Genomic DNA, 17691 nt, shown 5'->3' with positions numbered 1-17691 from the left:
GCGTCCCGGCTAATGCGCGACGACGGCGACGAGGCTGCCGTCGTCGAGCTTGTCCGCGCCGTCGAGCACGACCGAATCGCCCGGCTGCAGCGCCCCCTGCCCGACGGCCGTCACCGCGCCATAGGTGATGCCCGCCGTCACATGCACGAGCTTGACGCCGCCTTTTCCCGCCTTGGCATCGCCTCGTGCCAGACGCAACACGAAGTCCCCCGAGGCACCGTGCTGAATCGCCGCGCTCGGTACGGTCAACGCATCGCGCAGCGTACCCACCGTCATCCGCACATTGACGAAACGGTTCGGAAAAAGACGGCCATTGAGGTTCGGCGCACTCGCCTTGAGTTTCACGGTGCCGGTCGACGTATCGGCCTGATTGTCGATTGCCACGAGCGTCGCGTGGTCGAGCACGTCGCGCTTGTCGCGATCGAGCACCTCCACAGACAGTGTTTTCCCCGTCGACGCCGCGTCGACGACGTCACCGATCCGGTCCTCGGGCACCGCATAGACGACCGTCGTGGGCGAATCGCTCGTAAGCGTCGCGATGCCGGTCGTATCGCTCGTCGTGACGTAGTTGCCGGCATCCACCGACAAGAGGCCGATGCGCCCGTCCATCGGCGCGACGATGTCGCAATAGCCCACCTCGACTTGCAGATTCGCGACATTGCCGCGGTCGGATTTCACCGTGCCTTCGTATTGCTTCACGGTCGAGCGCTGCGTATCGAGCGTCTGCCGTGAGACAGAGCCCGCATCGATGAGCTGCACGTACCGCTGGAGATCGGCTCGCGCGTTGTCGAGCAGCGCTTTGTCATGCTCGAGCGTGCCCTGCGCCTGAAGCAGTTGCGCGCGCAACGAACGGGAATCGATGCGGGCAATCACCTGCCCCGCACGCACACGCTGACCTTCCTTCACGAGCACCGCTTCGAGCGTGCCGCTCACCTGAGTCTTCACCGTGACCGTAGCGCGTGGCGTCACGGTTCCGAGCGCGTCGAGCACTTCAGGCAGATCCTGCCGAACCACGAGGCCCAGCGTGACCGGCGTGGCCGCCGTGGCTGCCGATTGGGCCTGCGTTCGCTTAGGAGTGGACGCGACGACGTGCCAGAGGCTGGCGACCACGGCAAGCACCGCTGCCGCGATGGCCAGATGACGATATGAGGAGGAGAGTTTCAAGCCAAAACCGTTGGAGATGAAAGCGCCGATGGAACCCGCTGCGCTTCCGATGGCCATACCAGGCAATGTCCATCTGAAGGCAAACCGATTCTATTGGCGTGCGACACGCCCATGGTTTCCGGGGATTTACGAGCATTTCAGCGTGTTACGCCGGCCCGGATTTCAGGGGATCGGGAAAGAAAGCGCAAGACAAAAGCCGCCGCCCTTGGCGTTCGACGCTTCGAGTGTGCCCGCGTTGCGGCGTGCGAGCCGCCGCACGATGGCAAGGCCCAGGCCGCAATGAGCGTCGCCGCCGCGTGCGGCATCCAGGCGCACGAACGGCCGCAGGGCCCGCTCCATCTGAGCCTCGGGGATACCCGGGCCATGGTCGCGGACGCTCAGTACGTAGCGGTCCCCGTGTCTCGACGTGGATATCTCGACAGGCGGCTCGCCATAGGTCAAGGCGTTCTCGATCAAATTCGAAAGAAGGCGATCAAGATCGACGCCGGGCAAGCTGAAACCATCGCCGGCACGCAAATGAAGCCTGATCAGAGGATCGTCGCTGTCGCCGCTGTCGTAATGCTGGCGGCAGTAGTCATCCACGCGGACCCGCGTCGCCTCCTCCTTCGACTCGCGTGCATAATCGAGAAACTGCGTCACGATGCGCGAGAGCGACTCCGTATCTCGCAAGAACCCGAGCCGGTGATCGGTATCCGTCAGAATGTCAGCGCGCACCTGCATGCGCGTGATCGGCGCCCTGAGGTCGTGCGCGACGCCCGCCAACATCATCGACCGCTCTCGCTCGGTGCGCTCCAGCTCGACGACCATGTCGTTGAAATCGCCGATGAGCTCTTTCAATTCGAGCGGCCCGCGCAAACGCACGTGCTGCACGCGGCGTGCGAGTCGGAATTCGCGCGCCGCACGAGCCAGCTCGCGGATAGGACGCTGCATGCGCCAGGCCCCGACCACGGCGATCGCAACCGCCAGCAGCAGCATCACCGCCGAGGCCCCGAAAAAACGCCCCGGCGCCACGAGCGACGCCGGCATCTCGATCCAATACTGCGCATGGGCGATCCTGACCCAGAGCATATTGGCCTGCGTGTCGATCAGGACGTTGCTGCCGGCAGGCAGCCGTTCCATCAGGTCATCGCCGAACGGGCCGCTCCTCTCGCTGCACGGCGGCGCGCAGCCGGGAATCTTCGGCTCGCTCGCATAGACATAGCGCACGCCGAGCGTTTTGGCGAGTTCGAGCGACGAATAGCGCTCGTCGTCGTGCAGTTGAGCGGCGAGCATCAACTCGCGCGCCATGCGCTGAACATCCATCCTGCCGCGCTCGCGCTCCACCATCCAAAGCGAAGTCAGATGAACGAGCACGATCAGCCCGATCGTCATCAGCGAGAGGCGGACGAACAGCGTGTCAATCCGGTTGATCGTCTTCGCTCTCATCGGGCACGAACATGTAGCCGATACCGCGCATCGTCTGCAAGCGGCGCGGATTGGCGGGGTCTTCTTCGAGCAGGCGCCGCAGACGCCATACGGGCACGTCGATGCCGCGCTCGGTGAGGTTCGGCTGCGAGCCGTGCAAAAGCTCGAGCAGCCGGGTGCGCGACAGCGTTTGCAACGGATGCGAAGCAAACACTTCGAGCAACGCGTACTCGCTGCCCGTCAGCTTGACGGGTTCGGCGTCGCGATAGAGCGTGCGCGTTGCAAAGTCGAGCTTGAACCGCCCGAAGCGCGACGGCGCCCGCTTTTCCAAAGGGCCCGCATCTGGATGCAGCGCATGCCGGCGCAGCACGGCACGAATGCGCGCAAGCAGTTCCTGTGGCATGAAGGGCTTGCCGAGGTAATCGTCCGCGCCCAATTCGAGTCCGATCACACGGTCTGCGCCATCGGCTCGCGCCGTCAGCATGATCACGGGGATCTGGTCGCCGCGCGCACGCAATGCCTTCAACGCCGTCAAACCATCTACACCGGGCATCATCACGTCGAGCACGATGATCGCCGGACGCTCCATTTCCAGCCGGCGTGCGAGCCGGCTCGCGTCGTGCAGCACCGATAGCGCAATCCCCCGCTGCTGAAAAAACGTCCGCAGAAGATCGCGCAGATCGGCATCGTCGTCTACCAGCAGGATATTGAGCGGCAAATCGGTCATAGCGTCGAACCATATCGTGCACGTGTGGCGAGGCCCGTTCGCCGCACGTACAAGCATTTACGCAGGCCGTATGCGCACGGGCATCCGGCCTGCAGGAAGTCCATTCGAATCTTACCGATTCGACACTCGCCGATCGAACGAATCTCGCGGCAAATTCTTAATGAATCTTGCAAAGCGTGTCGACGCATCACGCCATACGGCCACTGCGATCGAATGACGCATCGCGCCTGCTCGCTCGCATCCGTTGCCGGCAAACGTGCGCGAGCCCGCGCGCAGGGAACGCTTGCATTGCCGTACGCAATGCAAGAAACGCGCCGTAAGAAACGACGTTGCGCCTGCCCCACAGATCGCTCGGCCGAATGGGGTTTAATCGCCACCCGACGGGCAACGCCTCATGCCTGTCGCTTGTGCGGCGAGCAGTGCGCACCGTGGTGCCGATAGCCGCCATCGCGTACCGCTCGTGGCATTCCCTCTGATCGACGGAGAAGTTCAATGAAAAAATCAGTCCTGGCGTTCGGCGTGACCAGCGCCTTCGCTCTCGCAGGCACGGCCCACGCGCAAAGCGCGGTAACCCTCTACGGCCTCATCGACGCCGGCATCACCTATACGAACAACCAAGGCGGCAGCAGCAACGTTCAGGCGCAAAGCGGTGCCGTCAACGGCAGCCGCTGGGGCCTGCGCGGCAGCGAGGACCTCGGCAACGGCCTGAAGGCGGTGTTCGTGCTCGAGAACGGCTTCAACATCATGAACGGAAAGCTGGGCCAGGGTAGCCGCGAGTTCGGCCGCCAGGCATACGTCGGCCTGTCGAGCAACCAGTTCGGTACGATCACGCTGGGCCGCCAGTACGATTCCGTCGTCGACTACCTCGGGCCGTTCGCGCTGACCGGCACGCAGTACGGCGGCACGCAGGCCGCGCACCCGTTCGACAACGACAACCTCGACAACTCGTTTCGCGTCAACAACGCCGTCAAGTATCAGAGCGTGGATCTGGCCGGCCTGAAGGTAGGGGGCGTGTATGGCTTCTCGAACGCTTCGGGCGGCTTCGCGACGAACCGTGCCTACAGCGTGGGCGCGTCGTACGCCTACGGTCCGTTCAAGTTCGGCGCCGGCTATCTGCACCTGAACAACAGCGGCACGAACCTGAACTCGAGCGGCGCGGTGAGCGACGATGCGACCTTTACCGCAAGCACGCAGCAGACGTGGGGCGCCGGTGCGAACTACACGTTCGGTGCGGCAACCGTCGGCCTCGTGTTCACGCAGACGGTGCTCAGCAATCTGACCGGGGTCGGCTCTTCGGCATCGGGAACGTCGAGCGGCCTCACGCTGGGCGCCGACAGCGCCCGCTTCACCAACTACGAACTGAACGGCCGTTATCAGTTCACGCCGGCGATTTCCGTGTCGGGTGCCTACACCTATACGAACAGCCACATTGCCGGCGTCGATCCGAAGTGGAATCAGTTCACGCTGCAAACGGACTATGCGCTTTCGAAGCGCACGGACGTTTATCTGCAGGGCGTGTATCAGCACGTGAGCGATACGGGTTCGAGCGGCATCCATGCCGTGATCAACGGCTTGTCGACGTCGGATTCGAACTCGCAAGTGGCCCTGACCGTCGGCCTGCGTCACCGCTTCTGATGAAGCGCCGATCCGCGATGCCTGCGTGAGGGGCCGCGGATCGTCAGTCGTACTGACGATGATGGCCGGCCCTTGCAGCCGGCCATCTTTCATTGATGAGCGTCATACGCGCGCATGCGCATGCCGGCACGGCGCCGGCTTACTTCGCCTTGCGCTGCCGTACCGCCTCGAACAGACACACGCCGCTCGCCACCGAGACGTTGAGGCTTTCCACCGTGCCCGCCATCGGAATGTGCATGACCTCGTCGCAGGTGTCACGCGTGAGCCGCCGCATGCCCTCGCCTTCTGCGCCCATGACGAGCGCGACGGGGCCGTCGAGCTTCGTTTCGTAGAGGCTCGCCGTGGCATCGCCCGCGGTACCGACGACCCAGACACCCGCATCCTTCAGTTCGCGCAACGCGCGTGCGAGGTTGGTCACCGTGATGTACGGCACCGTATCGGCCGCGCCGCTCGCCACCTTGGCGGCTGTTGCGTTGAGCCCTACCGCGCGGTCGCGCGGCGCGATGACCGCATGCGCGCCGGCGGCGTCCGCCACGCGCAGGCAGGCACCGAGGTTGTGCGGATCGGTCACGCCATCGAGCACGAGCAAAAGCGCAGGCCCTGCGATGCCGTCGAGCAGTTCGGCCAAATTCTGCGCAAGGGGCAAATCGGTCGCACGTGCCACCACACCCTGGTGGCGCTCGGTGTGCGCGAGCCCCCAAAGACGCGTTTCGTCGGCCGCGATCAGCCGCACCCCCGCCGCCTTCGCCGTATGCAGGAAATCCTGCATACGCCTGTCACGCCGCGTCGGGTCGTAAAGGACCTCCTCGATCGTCGACGCATCGTGCCGCAACCGAGCGGTCACGGCATGAAACCCGTAAATAACCTTGAGACGTGACATAGCTGAAACCAAAACCGGTAAGCGAATTCATGAATGGACGAGCCGGGCGGGCGGCGCACCCTCGCGCACCGCCACCCTGTTGCACGATGCGGGCGCTTGCGGCTCATCGGCCTGCGCCCGCGTGCGATATCAGCTCTTCTTGCGCGCGCGCGACTGCGACTTCGAGGCAGGCTTTGCCGTCGTGCCGCGCTTTTTCGCGGCATTCGTGCGCGCCGCACGTGCCGCCTTCACGGCCGGCGTCTTGCCGGGTGCCGCCTTCTTGTGCCGCACGCTGTCGCCGTCCGCGAGCGCTCGCACGCGCGGGCCGGCGCCGACAGCCTCGGCGGGAGCGCGTTCGACGACGTTCGGCCGCACGACTACGGCGGGCTTGGCGGGCGTGTCGCGCACGAGCCGGAAATCGATCTTGCGCGCATCGAGATCGACGCGGCTCACCTGCACGCGCACGCGGTCCGACAATCGATAGCGGATGCCCGTGCGCTCGCCGCGCAGCTCGTTCTTGATCTCGTCGTACTGGAAGTAATCGGAGCCCAGTTCGGTCACGTGCACGAGGCCTTCGATGAAGAGCGCATCGAGCTGCACGAAGATGCCGAACGACGTCACGCCGTTGATCATGCCGCCGTACTCTTCGCCGAGCTTGTCGCGCATGAAGTAGCACTTGAGCCAGGTTTCGACGTCGCGCGAGGCTTCATCGGCGCGGCGCTCGTTCGCCGAGCAGTGCAGGCCGAGCTCCTCCCAGATCGCCGTGTTCACGCGGCCGCCCGGGCGGGGGTTCTTCTCCTCGTCCGCCTGCTGCAGTGCCCGCGCGCGCGGCGACAGTGCCGTGTTCAACACGACGCCCGAGGGCGGCTGCGGGCGATACTTCGTGCCCGAGAGAATCGCGTAGATGGCACGATGCGTCAGCAAATCGGGGTAGCGGCGAATCGGGCTCGTAAAGTGCGCGTACGCGTCGTACGCCAGGCCGAAATGCCCGATATTGTCGGGGCTGTAGACCGCCTGCTGCATCGAGCGCAAGAGCATGGTCTGCAGCATCTGCGCATCGGGCCGGTCGCGGATTAGCGCCATCAGTGCCGCGTAGTCGCTCGCATGCGGCGTCTCGCCGCCGCCGAGCGAAAGCCCCATGCCGCGCAGGAACGTGCGCAGGTTTTCGAGCTTCTCGGCCGTCGGCCCCGCGTGCACGCGGTACAGGCCCGGATGCTTGTGCCGCTTGAGGAAATCCGCCGCGCACACGTTCGCCGCCAGCATGCATTCCTCGATCAGCTTGTGCGCGTCGTTGCGCTGGCGCGGCAGGATCTGCTCGATCTTGCCTTGCGCATTGCAGACGATGTAGGTTTCCGTCGTCTCGAAATCGATCGCGCCGCGTTTCTGGCGTGCCGTGAAGAGCGCCTTGAACACACCGTAGAGGTCCTGCAACTGCGGCAGCAGAGATGCGCGGCGCGCCGCTTCGGGCCCCTTCGTGTTGGCCAGCACAGCCGCGACTTCCGTATAGGTGAGTCGCGCCGCCGAATGCATGACGCCCGGATAGAACTGATAAGCCTTGATCTCGCCGCGCCCGGTGATGACCATGTCGCACACGAGCACGCAGCGGTCGACCTCCGGATTCAGCGAGCACAGCCCGTTCGAGAGCTTTTCGGGCAGCATCGGAATGACGCGGCGCGGGAAGTAGACCGACGTGCTGCGTTCGATGGCGTCGGCGTCGAGCGCCGTTTCGGGCAGCACGTAGTGCGAGACGTCGGCAATGGCCACGAGCAGGCGGAAGCCGTCGCCGCGGCCGACCTTCATCGGCTCGCAATAGACGGCATCGTCGAAATCCCGCGCATCCTCGCCGTCGATCGTGACGAGCGGCACGTCGCGCAGATCCACGCGATGGCGCACATCGACCGGGCGCACTTCGTCGGGCAGCTTGGCGGCCTCGGCCAGCGTATCGGCACTGAATTCATGAGGGACGCCGTACTTGCGCACGGCGATCTCGATTTCCATACCCGGATCGTCGATGTCGCCGAGTACTTCGGTCACGCGCCCGAGCGGCTGCGAATGGCGGCTCGGAAAATCGGTCACCTCCACCACGACGACCTGCCCGACTTTCGCCTTCTTCGTGCTCTGGGTGACGAGGATGTCGTGCGCGATGCGCTTGTCCTCCGGCGCCACGATCAGCGCGCCGTTCTCGCTCAGCAGCCGGCCGATCACGCGCTTGTTCGCGCGCTCGGTGACCTCGACGACATGCCCCTCGGGCCGGCCGCGCCGGTCGTAGCCGACGATGCGGGCGAGCACGCGGTCGTTGTGCATGACCTTCTGCATCTCGGCATTGGGCAGGAAGAGGTCGTCCTGCCCGTCGTCGCGAATGACGAAGCCGTAGCCGTCGCGGTGGCCCTGGACGCGGCCCGCGACGAAGTTCGAGGGATGGGTCAGTTGGTAGTAGCCGCGCTTGTCGAGGCGGATCTGGCCGTCGCGCTCCATCGCGCCAAGGCGCTTGAAGAAGCCTTCTCGCTCCTGGCGCTTGATGGACAGAGTCTCGGCAATGTCGTTCGCGTTGAGCGGCGTATCGCTGGTTCGCAGCACGCCGAGAATCTCTTCGCGGCTCGGGATCGGGTACGAGTATTTGCTCAAGGGACGCCGGTCGATGGTTTGTTCTTGTCGCGGGTTGAATGGCATGGCAATGGGCGCAATTCTAACACTGGCAAAAGGCCGTCCGGCGCGGGACGGCTGGCTTCCCGGCAGCGGCCGCCGCGGGACGGCCGGACGATCGCCGGGCCCGCCAAGCCGCCACTCGGAAAATGCTTGACAGCAAATCCCACGCCTATATAATAGCGGTCTTTGCTGGACGCACACCTGCCCAGGTGGCGGAATTGGTAGACGCACTAGGTTCAGGTCCTAGCGGTGGCAACATCGTGGAGGTTCGAGTCCTCTCCTGGGCACCAGAAAAATAGATCCAGATCAGTTGCTGGATGATGTTCGCGATGAAGCCCGCTCTTGCGGGCTTTTTGCGTTTCGGGCTCTCGAAAAAAGTCATGTCCCACGACAGAGCGACGTCGAATAAGCACGGTTGGAGGCGTGTTGAGGACCAGCCTTTTGACATGGTCGGCGTGGTCCGCGTCGCCTAGACTATGACTGTTGCATATTGCAGCCAAAGCACCTGCACGCTTGTGCTTGAACATCCTGTCTCCCAAAGCCTTCGCGGACCATACCTCGGTGAGCACGTTTTTGTGGAGGCGTACTCGCGACGCCTGTATTCAATGAGTCGTCTTCGGGGCTTCGATGATTTCGATCACGTCTAGTGCGCGGAAATCATCTGGGTTGCTAGTGAGAAGCGACAGGTGATGTTCATGAGCTTGAGCGGCGATCCAGAGATCGTTATAACGCGGGCGCGGGCTACGACCCGCCGACTTCATCATGGTCGCGAGCAACCCGAATGAACGAGCGGTCTCTCGCGTCACTGCGAGCACCGGCATCCGTTCGATGGCACGCAGAAAGGCAGTGCGCTGTGCCCGCTCGCGGGCGTCGCTTGGAAGTTGCGCGCCGAATTCCAATTCACCAAGCGAAATCGCGGAGACATGGACCAATTGGGACCCAGCGACGTTGTAAATTGCTTCGGCGTCGAGAGCGCCTTTACTGAGATCGATCCAGACACATGTATCGACGATTACTTCTGCCACGGATCACGCACCTCGTCGTCGAAATCGGCATTTCGGATATCGGCCATGTACCGATCGGCAACGTCGAGCGGCATCTTTGGGATGCGCTCGAAGGCGTCGCGAAGTGTGACAGCCCGCTCGGGCGGCCTGATCGTGCCAAGCACGGTGTTATTGCGGGTGATGGTGACCGATTCCCCGCGAGCCAAGGCGTCGAGCACCTGGTTCGTGCGGCGGGCGAGATCGGTGGCGGTTACAGTAGTCACGAGAACCTCCGGTCAGAACAATACGTATTTTACGTAATTTGAGTAATTTGTCCAGTCCTCCGACTTGCTTGCGCATGCGCCCCTGGTTTTTACGGTTCTCCGGCAAGTACGGTCGACTCTCTCGCGTCGGTCAAGTCTCCGCAACTTTCCATCATGTCCAAAATTGTCTGCGTATACGTCCCGTGTAACGGCGGATTTTTTGTACGGCCGCGACGCGGCTGCCCGGGCAGTCGAACAGCTTATAAGGGCCACCGCGGTTGCTCAACCTGTCGGACCAAGGGGCGCGCTGCGTCCTTGACCTGCCCCCATCAAACCGGGCCAGTCGGAACCTAGTAAAGTTCGTTTTCGGAGAGGAAGACGAACATGAAGAAGCGCTTTACGGAAGAACAAATCATCGGGTTTCTGAAGGAAGCCGAGGCCGGCATGCCGGTGAAGGAGCTGTGCAGGAAGCACGGCTTCAGTGACGCGTCGTTCTACACGTGGCGCGCGAAGTTCGGCGGCATGGAGGTGCCGGAAGCGCGCCGGTTGAAGGACCTGGAAGTCGAGAACGCGCGGCTGAAGAAGCTACTGGCCGAAGCGATGCTCGACATGGAAGCGCTGAAGGTGGTCGTCAAGGGAAAGCCCTGAGCCCACAAGCCAAGCGCGAGGCAGTGGCGGCGATTCGGGAGAAGGTCGACATCTCGGAGCGCCGTGTCTGCCGGCTTGTTGGGCTGTCTCGCAGCGTGTTGCATTACGAGTCGAAACCGGACCACGAGAACGAAGCGCTAACGGCGCGCCTGGTGGAACTGGCGCATGAGCGCCGGCGGTTCGGCTACCGGCGGCTGCATGCACTCGTGGAGCGCGAGGGCATTCACGCGAACCACAAGCGCGTGCATCGCCTTTACCGTGAGGCTGGGCTGGCCGTGCGACGCCGTCGTCGGCGCCACGGCGTCATGATTGAACGTGAGCAGTTGGCTTTGCCGGGCGGTCCCAATGAGGTTTGGTCAATCGATTTCGTGATGGATGCGCTGTCGAACGGGCGGCGTCTGAAGTGCCTGACTATCGTCGATGACTTCACCAAGGAGTCTGTTGATATCGTCGTGGACCACGGCATGTCCGGCTTGTACGTCGCACGAGCGTTAGACCGGGCAGCACGTTTCCGGGGCTATCCCAAAGCGCTGCGAACGGACCAGGGACCGGAATTTACGAGCCGGGCGCTTGACCAATGGGCCTACGCCAGTGGCGTTACGTTGAAATTGATTCAACCGGGCAAGCCGACGCAGAATGCGTACATCGAATCGTTCAACGGCAAGTTCCGCGACGAATGCCTTAACGAGCATTGGTTCAAGAGCCTTGCACATGCCCGAGCGGTCATCGCGGCGTGGCGTCAGGACTACAACGAGGACCGGCCCCACAGCGCATTGAATTATCTTTCGCCAGCAGAGTTCGCGGCGAAACATCGGGCAACAGCGGATGCTCCTGCCACTTTCCAGGAGCTGGTTTAAAGGGACTTTGCTAGAAGCCGGTTGGCCCTACCGAAGGGGACAGGTCAGCCTTTCGCGATAAGCGGACGCCGACTGAGTACGTTTTTGAATACATGAATCGCGATCGAATCGCCGCCTTACTTCGGGCTTCTGCATACTATCGAGGCACTCGGGCTCAAGGCATTCGAGCTGCCCACCGATCCGACATGGGGCGTCGATATCGAAGCGCTCGCGCGCTTGCTCGAAACGGAGTCGATCGCGGCCTGCGTACTGTCTTCGAATTTCAACAATCCGCTCGGCTCGACGATGGCCGAAGTCGATAAGCGGTCGTTGCTCGCGTTGCTCGCGCAGCATCCGCCGCCTCTTTGCGGCGAACATCGCACGCCTGACACGCACGATCGAAGAAAGCTTTCCCGCCGAGACGAAGGTGAGCCGGCCAGTAGGCGGCTTCGTGCTCTGGCTCGAACTGCCGAGGGGTTTCGATTCGCGCGCGCTTTTCGATGAAGCGCTGGAGGAAGGGATTTGCTTCGCGCCTGGCGATGTCTTCTCAGCGAGCCGACGCTTTCGTAATTGTCTGCGCCTCAACGCCGGCCATGGTTGGAACGATCGCGTCGAAGACGGCGTCCGGCGGCTGGGCCGGCTCGCGAAGGCGCGGCTCGCGCGCTGAGAGCTTCGCAAACGCCTCTGAACAGACAGACCATTGCCACCAAGACACCCGACTCACCCAATGCTGATGTGTCACGCGGAATAGGTAAGCTGACGCTGGTGTTTGATGGCCAGCAGCGCGACGCGCTCCGATGAGTGCGCATAGAGCACCACGTACTGCCCTAGTACAAATTCACGCAGATCGGGCAACGCGGCTTCGGCCGCAAGACGTTGCACGCGTGCCAAGCGCAACCTCGCCTGGGCCGAGCATGCCGCCAAGAACCGCGCATGACGACCGCACCCCGGCGACCAACCGAGCATCTGAACCATCTCAACGAGCTCCGCCTGGAGCCGCGCATAGTGCGCCGCGGCCGTGTCCACATCCTGCTCGACAAGGAAACGTCGCGCTTCATCGAGCGTCGCAAGGAAGTTGGGCGCCGCCTCGACGACTGCCCGGGCCGTCACAGCTTCGTCGACGTTGTCAACGCCCGCAGCAACTCATCGTTGCCGACCACCTGCCCGTCCAGCAACTCGCGCAAGCCTGCTTCCGCCTCATCGAGCAGCACGAGGTTCGCGTGCTCAATCTCCAGCGCGTGGTAGTAGTCGAGCTTCTTGGCATCGACGAGCGCAACAAAGGACGTTCCGTTTTTGGTAAGAACCTTCTCTGCACCGCCTACGACTTCGTCGGCCAACTCCGTTAGCCGTGCACGCGCTTCGCTAATCGGCACCACATCACACGCTCGTAAGCTCATCACCGCCCCCATTTAACGCATTTCGTACCATATCCGTCAATGGATAGTGTAAGGTGCACGCGCGTTTAAGGCAACGGCGCCGGCCATTCGACCGACTAAACACTGCCAAACGCTTGCTAGGCATCCGATTTTGCCCAGCTGCCGGCCAAGCATGCAGTGAACCGCTCGGGCACGTCTCGGGCGGGCGCAAGCGAACCGTCGCTACCGGCCCGCCGATGCTGACACCTCGGCCATCGGTGCACCAGCCGCCTCTCGTGCCTTCGCCCCCCCTGCGCCAAGTGCAGCCAGAGCCGTCCTATAGCCCTCATCCTGGAGGCGCCGCACCGTCGCATCCGAAAAATCATAGTCTTTCGTGAATGCGGGCCCGACTTTACCGTTATCCAATGCGATGCGCGTGATCCGGGTCGGGGAGGCGCCGGCCATCAGACGAACATACAGCGGATGCTGCCTGAGCTTGCGCGCCTCGTCCTCACCGAGCAGGCGAACAAGCTCCGCAACGAATGCGGTCGCATCGTCAGCGTACTCTTTCACGCGCATGTCATTGCGCACCCGGTCCGTGTACACGATTTCGTCGCGCCGCATCACGGCCGCAAGCAGGTTTGATGGCAATGGCCGCGGACCCGAGAAAAGATCGACGATGTATGCGTGACGGCCCATCGACCCACAACGCTCGACCACGAGATCGAGCGGCGAATTGCTGACGATGCCGCCGTCCCAGTAAGCGTGGCCGTCGACGCAGGTCCACGGAAAGCTCGGCGGCAAGCTGCCGCTCGCCAACAGGTGCTGGGGCGTCAGTTCGTCCACGTAACTGTCGAATATCTTCAACTCGCCGCTGCTCACGTCGACGGCACTCACGAGCAAGCGTATCGGACTTGTTTTCAGGCGCGCAAAATCGACATAGCGCTCGATCAATTCGATGGCCGGGCCCGTGTCGTAAAGACTCGAGCTCCAGCCAAGGTAGGCGAGTGGCGACAGCGGCATCCGCACCCAGCGAGGCACGCAAAAGTTGGGCACGCCGAAACACAGGACATACGAAGCGAGCAGAGCATCTGTATAGACCTGCGCCGGCATACGCGGCAAATGAATGGTCAATTCGCGCCAGAAGGCGGATAGCGCTTGCGTGGCCGCGCCAGGATGGCTCGCAATGATCGCTCCGTTGAATGCGCCGATCGACACGGCCGAGACGACGTCTGGTACCACGTCATGCTCCTCCAACGCCCGCACGACGCCGCATTCGAAAGCACCTAGCGCCCCGCCGCCCTGCAGAATCAATACCGTTTGCGATGGGATCGACGCCAGCTCGAAATCGGGATCGGCAAGCCTTGCTCGATACGGCGCGAGGCTCGTCCGGTAGCGGATCAGCATCTCGGCCGCGTGCGTTTCCTCGGCCGGACGCGCGACCGAGAAGCAACCGCGCAGCGCGTCGCCTTTTACGTAGAGAAGAGCGTAGCTTTCGCCGCCGAACCTGCCGCGCGCGACAACCTCCGAAGCGTCATCGTCCGCGCCGAGCAGATTGAAGCCCACGCCGAATATGTCGCCGTAGTACATCGAGACCTCGCGATACGGCATGCGCTGGCCCAGCATGTTCTTCGCGGCAATTCTCCCCTGCCTGACCGCATTGTCCCAATGCTCGATACGGCGCTGCATACCCAGCACGTTGTCTTCGAAGCGCGCCACGTCGCCTGCCGCGAACACGTCGGGCACGCTCGTCTGCAGGAATGCGTCGACAACGATGCCGTCTCCCGTCTCGATGCCGCTGTCACGAACCAAACCCATGCGAGGCGTCACGCCGATGGCTATCAGGACGAGATCGCATTCAACCGCATCGCCCGCCGTCGTGACGACGCGCTCTACCCGTTCGTCTCCGTCAAAGCGAGCGACGCTCGTCTCGAGACGAATCGTCACGCCGCGGGCAGCACATCGTTCGTAGAACAGATCAGACAACTGTTGCGCGCGCAGGGCTGGGAAAGCCCCATTGGCGCTCTCCAGCATCGTCACCTCGATCCCGAGACCGACCAGCCACTCGGCGGCTTCGAGGCCGACGAAACTCGCTCCGACGATCACCGCGCGCCGTGCCGTCTTTGCCGATCGGCGTAGCGTAGCCGCATCCGCGACGTCATGAAGACTGTGGATCCCCGCCAGCGCGGCATTGGGTACGTCGAGCCGCCTCGGCTCACTGCCGGTCGCGATCAGCAATTTTCGATAGTGGAGCGCGGGCCCTTGCTCGATCTCCACGAGCCGGTCGGCGGGCACTATCCGCTCGACCTTGCAACCGAGCCGCAGTTCGATGTTATTGCTGGCGTAGGACGACGCTGGATAGCATGCGAAGCCCTGGGGCTCGAGTCCGGCTCCGAGAAAGCGCCTGACCAGCGCCGGTCGGTTGTAGGGCGCAACGTTTTCCGCACAGAGCATCAAGATGCGTCCCTGCGCGCCCTCGCTGCGAAGCGTATGGGCCGCCGTGGCGCCGGCAATTCCGCCGCCGATCAGCAGGTAATCGACCTCCTGCGGATCGTTCGGGAATTCGGGCGATTTTGCAAACAGGGGTTCGCGTCCTGTCATCAGGAATTCGCTCCGAATGGCGCTTTTCGAGAATGGGCATCGCCTCGGACGCGCGATGGACGCTTCATCGGCGCGAGCGCCTCATCGCACCTATCCCGCCGTATCGACCTCGCGGCCCAACGCTTCGCCTGTGCGATGGCGATGCGAATCGCGCTGTCTTCGGCAACACCTTCCCGGAGCAGCGCATTGGCAATCTCGATTGCCTTATCGCGGATCCACGGTTCCATGTTGCGCATCGACACCGGATAGCGGGTGGTATCCCATTGCATGCTTGCAACCTCCTCGCCACACAGCTTCGCGAGATCGATCGGCGGTTGCTTTGATTTGAATCAACCTCGTGGCGTCGGTCAGCGGATCATCGACGCGGCTTGATCGCAATCAATGGGCCAGAGAAAAAAATAGCGATAAATTGTCCCGCCAGAGGAGTTCCAATCGCGTGGATCGGCTTCGCCATCCGCAAGCCGCCGGCGTTCCAATTTGGCACTGCCGGCATCGACTGTTGCGTGAAGCCTTCGGTACAGGCACGCGCGGCGATCTCACGCAAGGCCGACCGGTCAACGCTCAGGACCATCGAGGGTCTGCGAACGAAGCGCGCCGCGCGCCTACTGCGCGTCGGGCTGCCGGCCCGGCGAAGCTCGCACGAAAGCGTCAAGCGTCATCGCAGCATCGTGGATCCGCATGATCGTCGGGTAAGGCTGCATATCAATCTGAAAGCGCTGTGCATTGAACACCTGCGGAATCAGGCATAGATCGGCGAGCGTAGGTTGATCGCCATGGCAAAACATGCCCCTGCGCACATCGTTCGCGAGCCGCTCTTCGAGCGATGCGAAGCCGGTCTCCACCCAGTGCCGGTACCACGCCGTCTTGCCCTCCTCGCTTACGCCGAGTGCGCCCGTCAGGTACTTGAGCACACGCAGATTGTCGAGCGGATGGATCTCGCACGCCACCTGCAGCGCGAGCGCACGCACATAGGCGCGCGCGGCCGGGCCCCGCGGCAGCAGCGGCGGCTCGGGATGCGTCTCGTCGAGATATTCGACGATCGCGAGCGACTGCTGGATCGGCTCGCCGCCATCAACGAGCGTCGGCACCAGCCCGTCGGAATGGAGCGCCCGGTAGGCGGGTGCAAGCTGCTCGCCGCCGTCGCGCAGCAGATGCACGGGCATATAGTCGTATGGCAGCCCTTTCAGATTGAGCGCGATGCGCACGCGATACGACGCCGAACTGCGGAAATAGCTGTAAAGCTTCATGCCGCTTCCCGTGCCGGTACGATCGAACCCCGGCACTCGCCGAAGCCGATTCTCGCCACGCCCGGTTTCTCGCACCAGCCGCGAATCACGACCGCATCGCCATCTTCCAGGAACGTGCGCGTTTCGCCGTTGGCAAGCGCGAACGGATGTTTGCCGCCGCTCGTCGTCTCGATCAGGGCGCCTGCCTGATCGAGCGTCGGGCCCGAGAGCGTGCCCGTGCCGAACAGGTCTCCGGGCTGCAGGTTGCAGCCGTTCACCGTGTGATGCGCGACCATTTGCGCAACCGTCCAGTACGCATGACGATAGTTCGTGCGCGATACACGCGAGGCGGTCTGCCCCGCGGCACGCATCTTCGCCGTCTCGATGCCGAGCTCGAGTTCGATATCGAAGCCGCCCCGCTCGCGCTGCTGCGCCGAATCGAGGTACGCCAGCGGCTGCGGATCGCCTTGCGGGCGCACAAACGGCACGCGGTACGGCGCAAGGGCTTCCAGCATGACGATCCACGGAGAAACCGTCGTCGCAAAGTTCTTGGAAAGAAACGGCCCGAGCGGCTGATACTCCCAGGCCTGAATATCGCGCGCGGACCAGTCGTTGAGCAGGCTGATGCCGAATACGTGCGACTCCGCCACATCGATCGGAATCGGTGTGCCCAAGTCGTTTCCTGTCCCGATGTAGACGGCCAGCTCGAGTTCGTAATCGAGCCGCCTGCTGGGCCCCACCGACGGCGTGTCGGCACCCGGCGGGCAGGTTTGCCCGACCGGACGCGCGAATGTCTGCCCCGAAACGCCGATCGACGAGGCACGGCCGTGATAGCCGATCGGCACCCACTTGTAATTCGGCATCAGCGGATTGTCGGGTCGAAAGAGCCGGCCGATGTTCGTCGCATGGTGAATCGACGTATAGAAATCGGTGTAATCGCCGATGCGCGCAGGCACACCGTATTCGGCGTCGCTTTGCGCGACGAGCGTATCGACGAGCGCGGCGCGCTGCGGCGCGCCTTCGCGCAGTGCCCGCGACAGCGCGAGACGCAGTGCCGACCACGCCGGCTGACCCAGCGCCATCAGTACGTTGAGGCTGCTGCCCGCGCCCGCCTTCGCTGCCTGAGCGGCGAGCCCGTCGAAGCATCCTGCCGCAACACCGAGATCGACGATACGATCGCCGATCGCCACGCCGCCACGAAACGCCTCCTGCGTGCCCTTGCGGCGAAACACCGCGAACGGCAGATTCTGAATCGGGAAGTCACTGTCGGTCGTGTTGGCCGAGGGTACCCAGCTTTGCAGTTGCGGGTCGTGAGTTTCGTTGAGCATCGACATGCATCTGTTC

General features: G+C 63.3%; 17 protein-coding genes and 1 tRNA gene. 4 read left to right on the top strand and 14 right to left on the bottom strand.

From position 1 onward, the window contains the following. Window positions 1-9: 9 nt before the first annotated feature. From U0034_RS18815 to U0034_RS18805, 3 genes are all read right to left on the bottom strand, one after another. Complete coding sequence (locus U0034_RS18815) at window positions 10-1221, bottom strand: efflux RND transporter periplasmic adaptor subunit (RefSeq protein WP_085229103.1); 1212 nt, start codon at window positions 1219-1221, stop codon at window positions 10-12. 105 nt (window positions 1222-1326) lie between these two features. Next, a complete protein-coding gene (locus U0034_RS18810; RefSeq protein WP_085229102.1) occupies window positions 1327-2589 on the bottom strand; it encodes an ATP-binding protein in 1263 nt (420 codons plus the stop codon). Further along, window positions 2561-3295, bottom strand: coding sequence for a response regulator (locus U0034_RS18805; protein ID WP_085229101.1), 735 nt, complete (start codon window positions 3293-3295; stop codon window positions 2561-2563). Before U0034_RS18805 ends, U0034_RS18810 begins: the two co-directional genes overlap by 29 nt. A gap of 492 nt (window positions 3296-3787) precedes the next feature. On the opposite strand from U0034_RS18805, the gene U0034_RS18800 reads away from it, so the two are divergent. Beyond that, window positions 3788-4930, top strand: coding sequence for a porin (locus U0034_RS18800; protein ID WP_085229100.1), 1143 nt, complete (start codon window positions 3788-3790; stop codon window positions 4928-4930). A gap of 139 nt (window positions 4931-5069) precedes the next feature. Here U0034_RS18800 and rlmB read toward each other — a convergent pair whose 3' ends face one another. Then, entirely contained in the window at window positions 5070-5810 is a 741-nt protein-coding gene (gene rlmB / locus U0034_RS18795) for a 23S rRNA (guanosine(2251)-2'-O)-methyltransferase RlmB (protein WP_085229099.1), read from the bottom strand. Window positions 5811-5939: 129 nt separating this feature from the next. Continuing rightward, complete coding sequence (gene rnr, locus U0034_RS18790; RefSeq protein WP_085229098.1) at window positions 5940-8459, bottom strand: ribonuclease R; 2520 nt, start codon at window positions 8457-8459, stop codon at window positions 5940-5942. A 179-nt stretch (window positions 8460-8638) separates the two neighbouring features. Between rnr and U0034_RS18785 the strand changes: the two genes are divergently transcribed. Next, window positions 8639-8725 (top strand) — tRNA-Leu (locus U0034_RS18785). Between the two features lie 312 nt (window positions 8726-9037). On the opposite strand, the gene U0034_RS18780 is transcribed toward U0034_RS18785, so the two are convergent. Together U0034_RS18780 and U0034_RS18775 are read right to left on the bottom strand one after the other, a co-directional pair. Beyond that, window positions 9038-9460, bottom strand: a complete 423-nt coding sequence (locus tag U0034_RS18780) for a type II toxin-antitoxin system VapC family toxin (RefSeq protein WP_085229097.1) — start codon at window positions 9458-9460, stop codon at window positions 9038-9040. Next, window positions 9448-9702, bottom strand: a complete 255-nt coding sequence (locus U0034_RS18775; RefSeq protein ID WP_085229096.1) for a type II toxin-antitoxin system Phd/YefM family antitoxin — start codon at window positions 9700-9702, stop codon at window positions 9448-9450. The genes U0034_RS18780 and U0034_RS18775 overlap by 13 nt, the downstream gene beginning before the upstream one ends. Window positions 9703-10065: 363 nt before the next feature. Here U0034_RS18775 and U0034_RS18770 point away from each other — a divergent pair. Then, a protein-coding gene (locus tag U0034_RS18770) for an IS3 family transposase (RefSeq protein WP_102623166.1) occupies window positions 10066-11186 on the top strand; the annotation gives its coding sequence in 2 pieces (ribosomal slippage) (window positions 10066-10324 and window positions 10324-11186; 1122 coding nt in all). A gap of 406 nt (window positions 11187-11592) precedes the next feature. Continuing rightward, window positions 11593-11832, top strand: coding sequence for a hypothetical protein (locus tag U0034_RS18765; RefSeq protein ID WP_233212112.1), 240 nt, complete (start codon window positions 11593-11595; stop codon window positions 11830-11832). 71 nt (window positions 11833-11903) lie between these two features. On the opposite strand, the gene U0034_RS18760 is transcribed toward U0034_RS18765, so the two are convergent. The 7 genes from U0034_RS18760 to fahA all read right to left on the bottom strand — a co-directional run bounded on the left by U0034_RS18760 (window position 11904) and on the right by fahA (window position 17681). After that, a complete protein-coding gene (locus tag U0034_RS18760; protein WP_085230777.1) occupies window positions 11904-12275 on the bottom strand; it encodes a type II toxin-antitoxin system RelE/ParE family toxin in 372 nt (123 codons plus the stop codon). After that, window positions 12272-12502, bottom strand: a complete 231-nt coding sequence (locus U0034_RS18755) for a type II toxin-antitoxin system Phd/YefM family antitoxin (protein WP_233212113.1) — start codon at window positions 12500-12502, stop codon at window positions 12272-12274. The genes U0034_RS18760 and U0034_RS18755 overlap by 4 nt, the downstream gene beginning before the upstream one ends. 261 nt (window positions 12503-12763) lie before the next feature. Continuing rightward, window positions 12764-15121, bottom strand: coding sequence for an FAD-dependent oxidoreductase (locus U0034_RS18750; protein ID WP_085230778.1), 2358 nt, complete (start codon window positions 15119-15121; stop codon window positions 12764-12766). Next, window positions 15121-15390 (bottom strand): DUF2188 domain-containing protein, encoded by a 270-nt coding sequence (locus U0034_RS18745; protein ID WP_085230779.1) that lies wholly within the window; start codon window positions 15388-15390, stop codon window positions 15121-15123. The genes U0034_RS18750 and U0034_RS18745 overlap by 1 nt, the downstream gene beginning before the upstream one ends. An 86-nt stretch (window positions 15391-15476) precedes the next feature. After that, the gene (locus U0034_RS18740) at window positions 15477-15692 is read right to left on the bottom strand and encodes a hypothetical protein (RefSeq protein WP_085230780.1); all 216 of its coding nucleotides are present in this window, start codon (window positions 15690-15692) and stop codon (window positions 15477-15479) included. A gap of 31 nt (window positions 15693-15723) precedes the next feature. After that, window positions 15724-16368, bottom strand: coding sequence for a maleylacetoacetate isomerase (gene maiA, locus U0034_RS18735; RefSeq protein ID WP_085230781.1), 645 nt, complete (start codon window positions 16366-16368; stop codon window positions 15724-15726). Next, window positions 16365-17681, bottom strand: a complete 1317-nt coding sequence (gene fahA, locus U0034_RS18730) for a fumarylacetoacetase (protein ID WP_085230782.1) — start codon at window positions 17679-17681, stop codon at window positions 16365-16367. Before fahA ends, maiA begins: the two co-directional genes overlap by 4 nt. Window positions 17682-17691 lie beyond the last annotated feature (10 nt).

Origin of the sequence: Trinickia caryophylli, assembly GCF_034424545.1 — a bacterium.
In the GTDB taxonomy this organism is placed as follows: Bacteria; Pseudomonadota; Gammaproteobacteria; order Burkholderiales; family Burkholderiaceae; genus Trinickia; species Trinickia caryophylli.
Note: the sequence above shows the minus strand (reverse complement) of the source record. Positions and strands in the feature narration are given on the sequence as shown.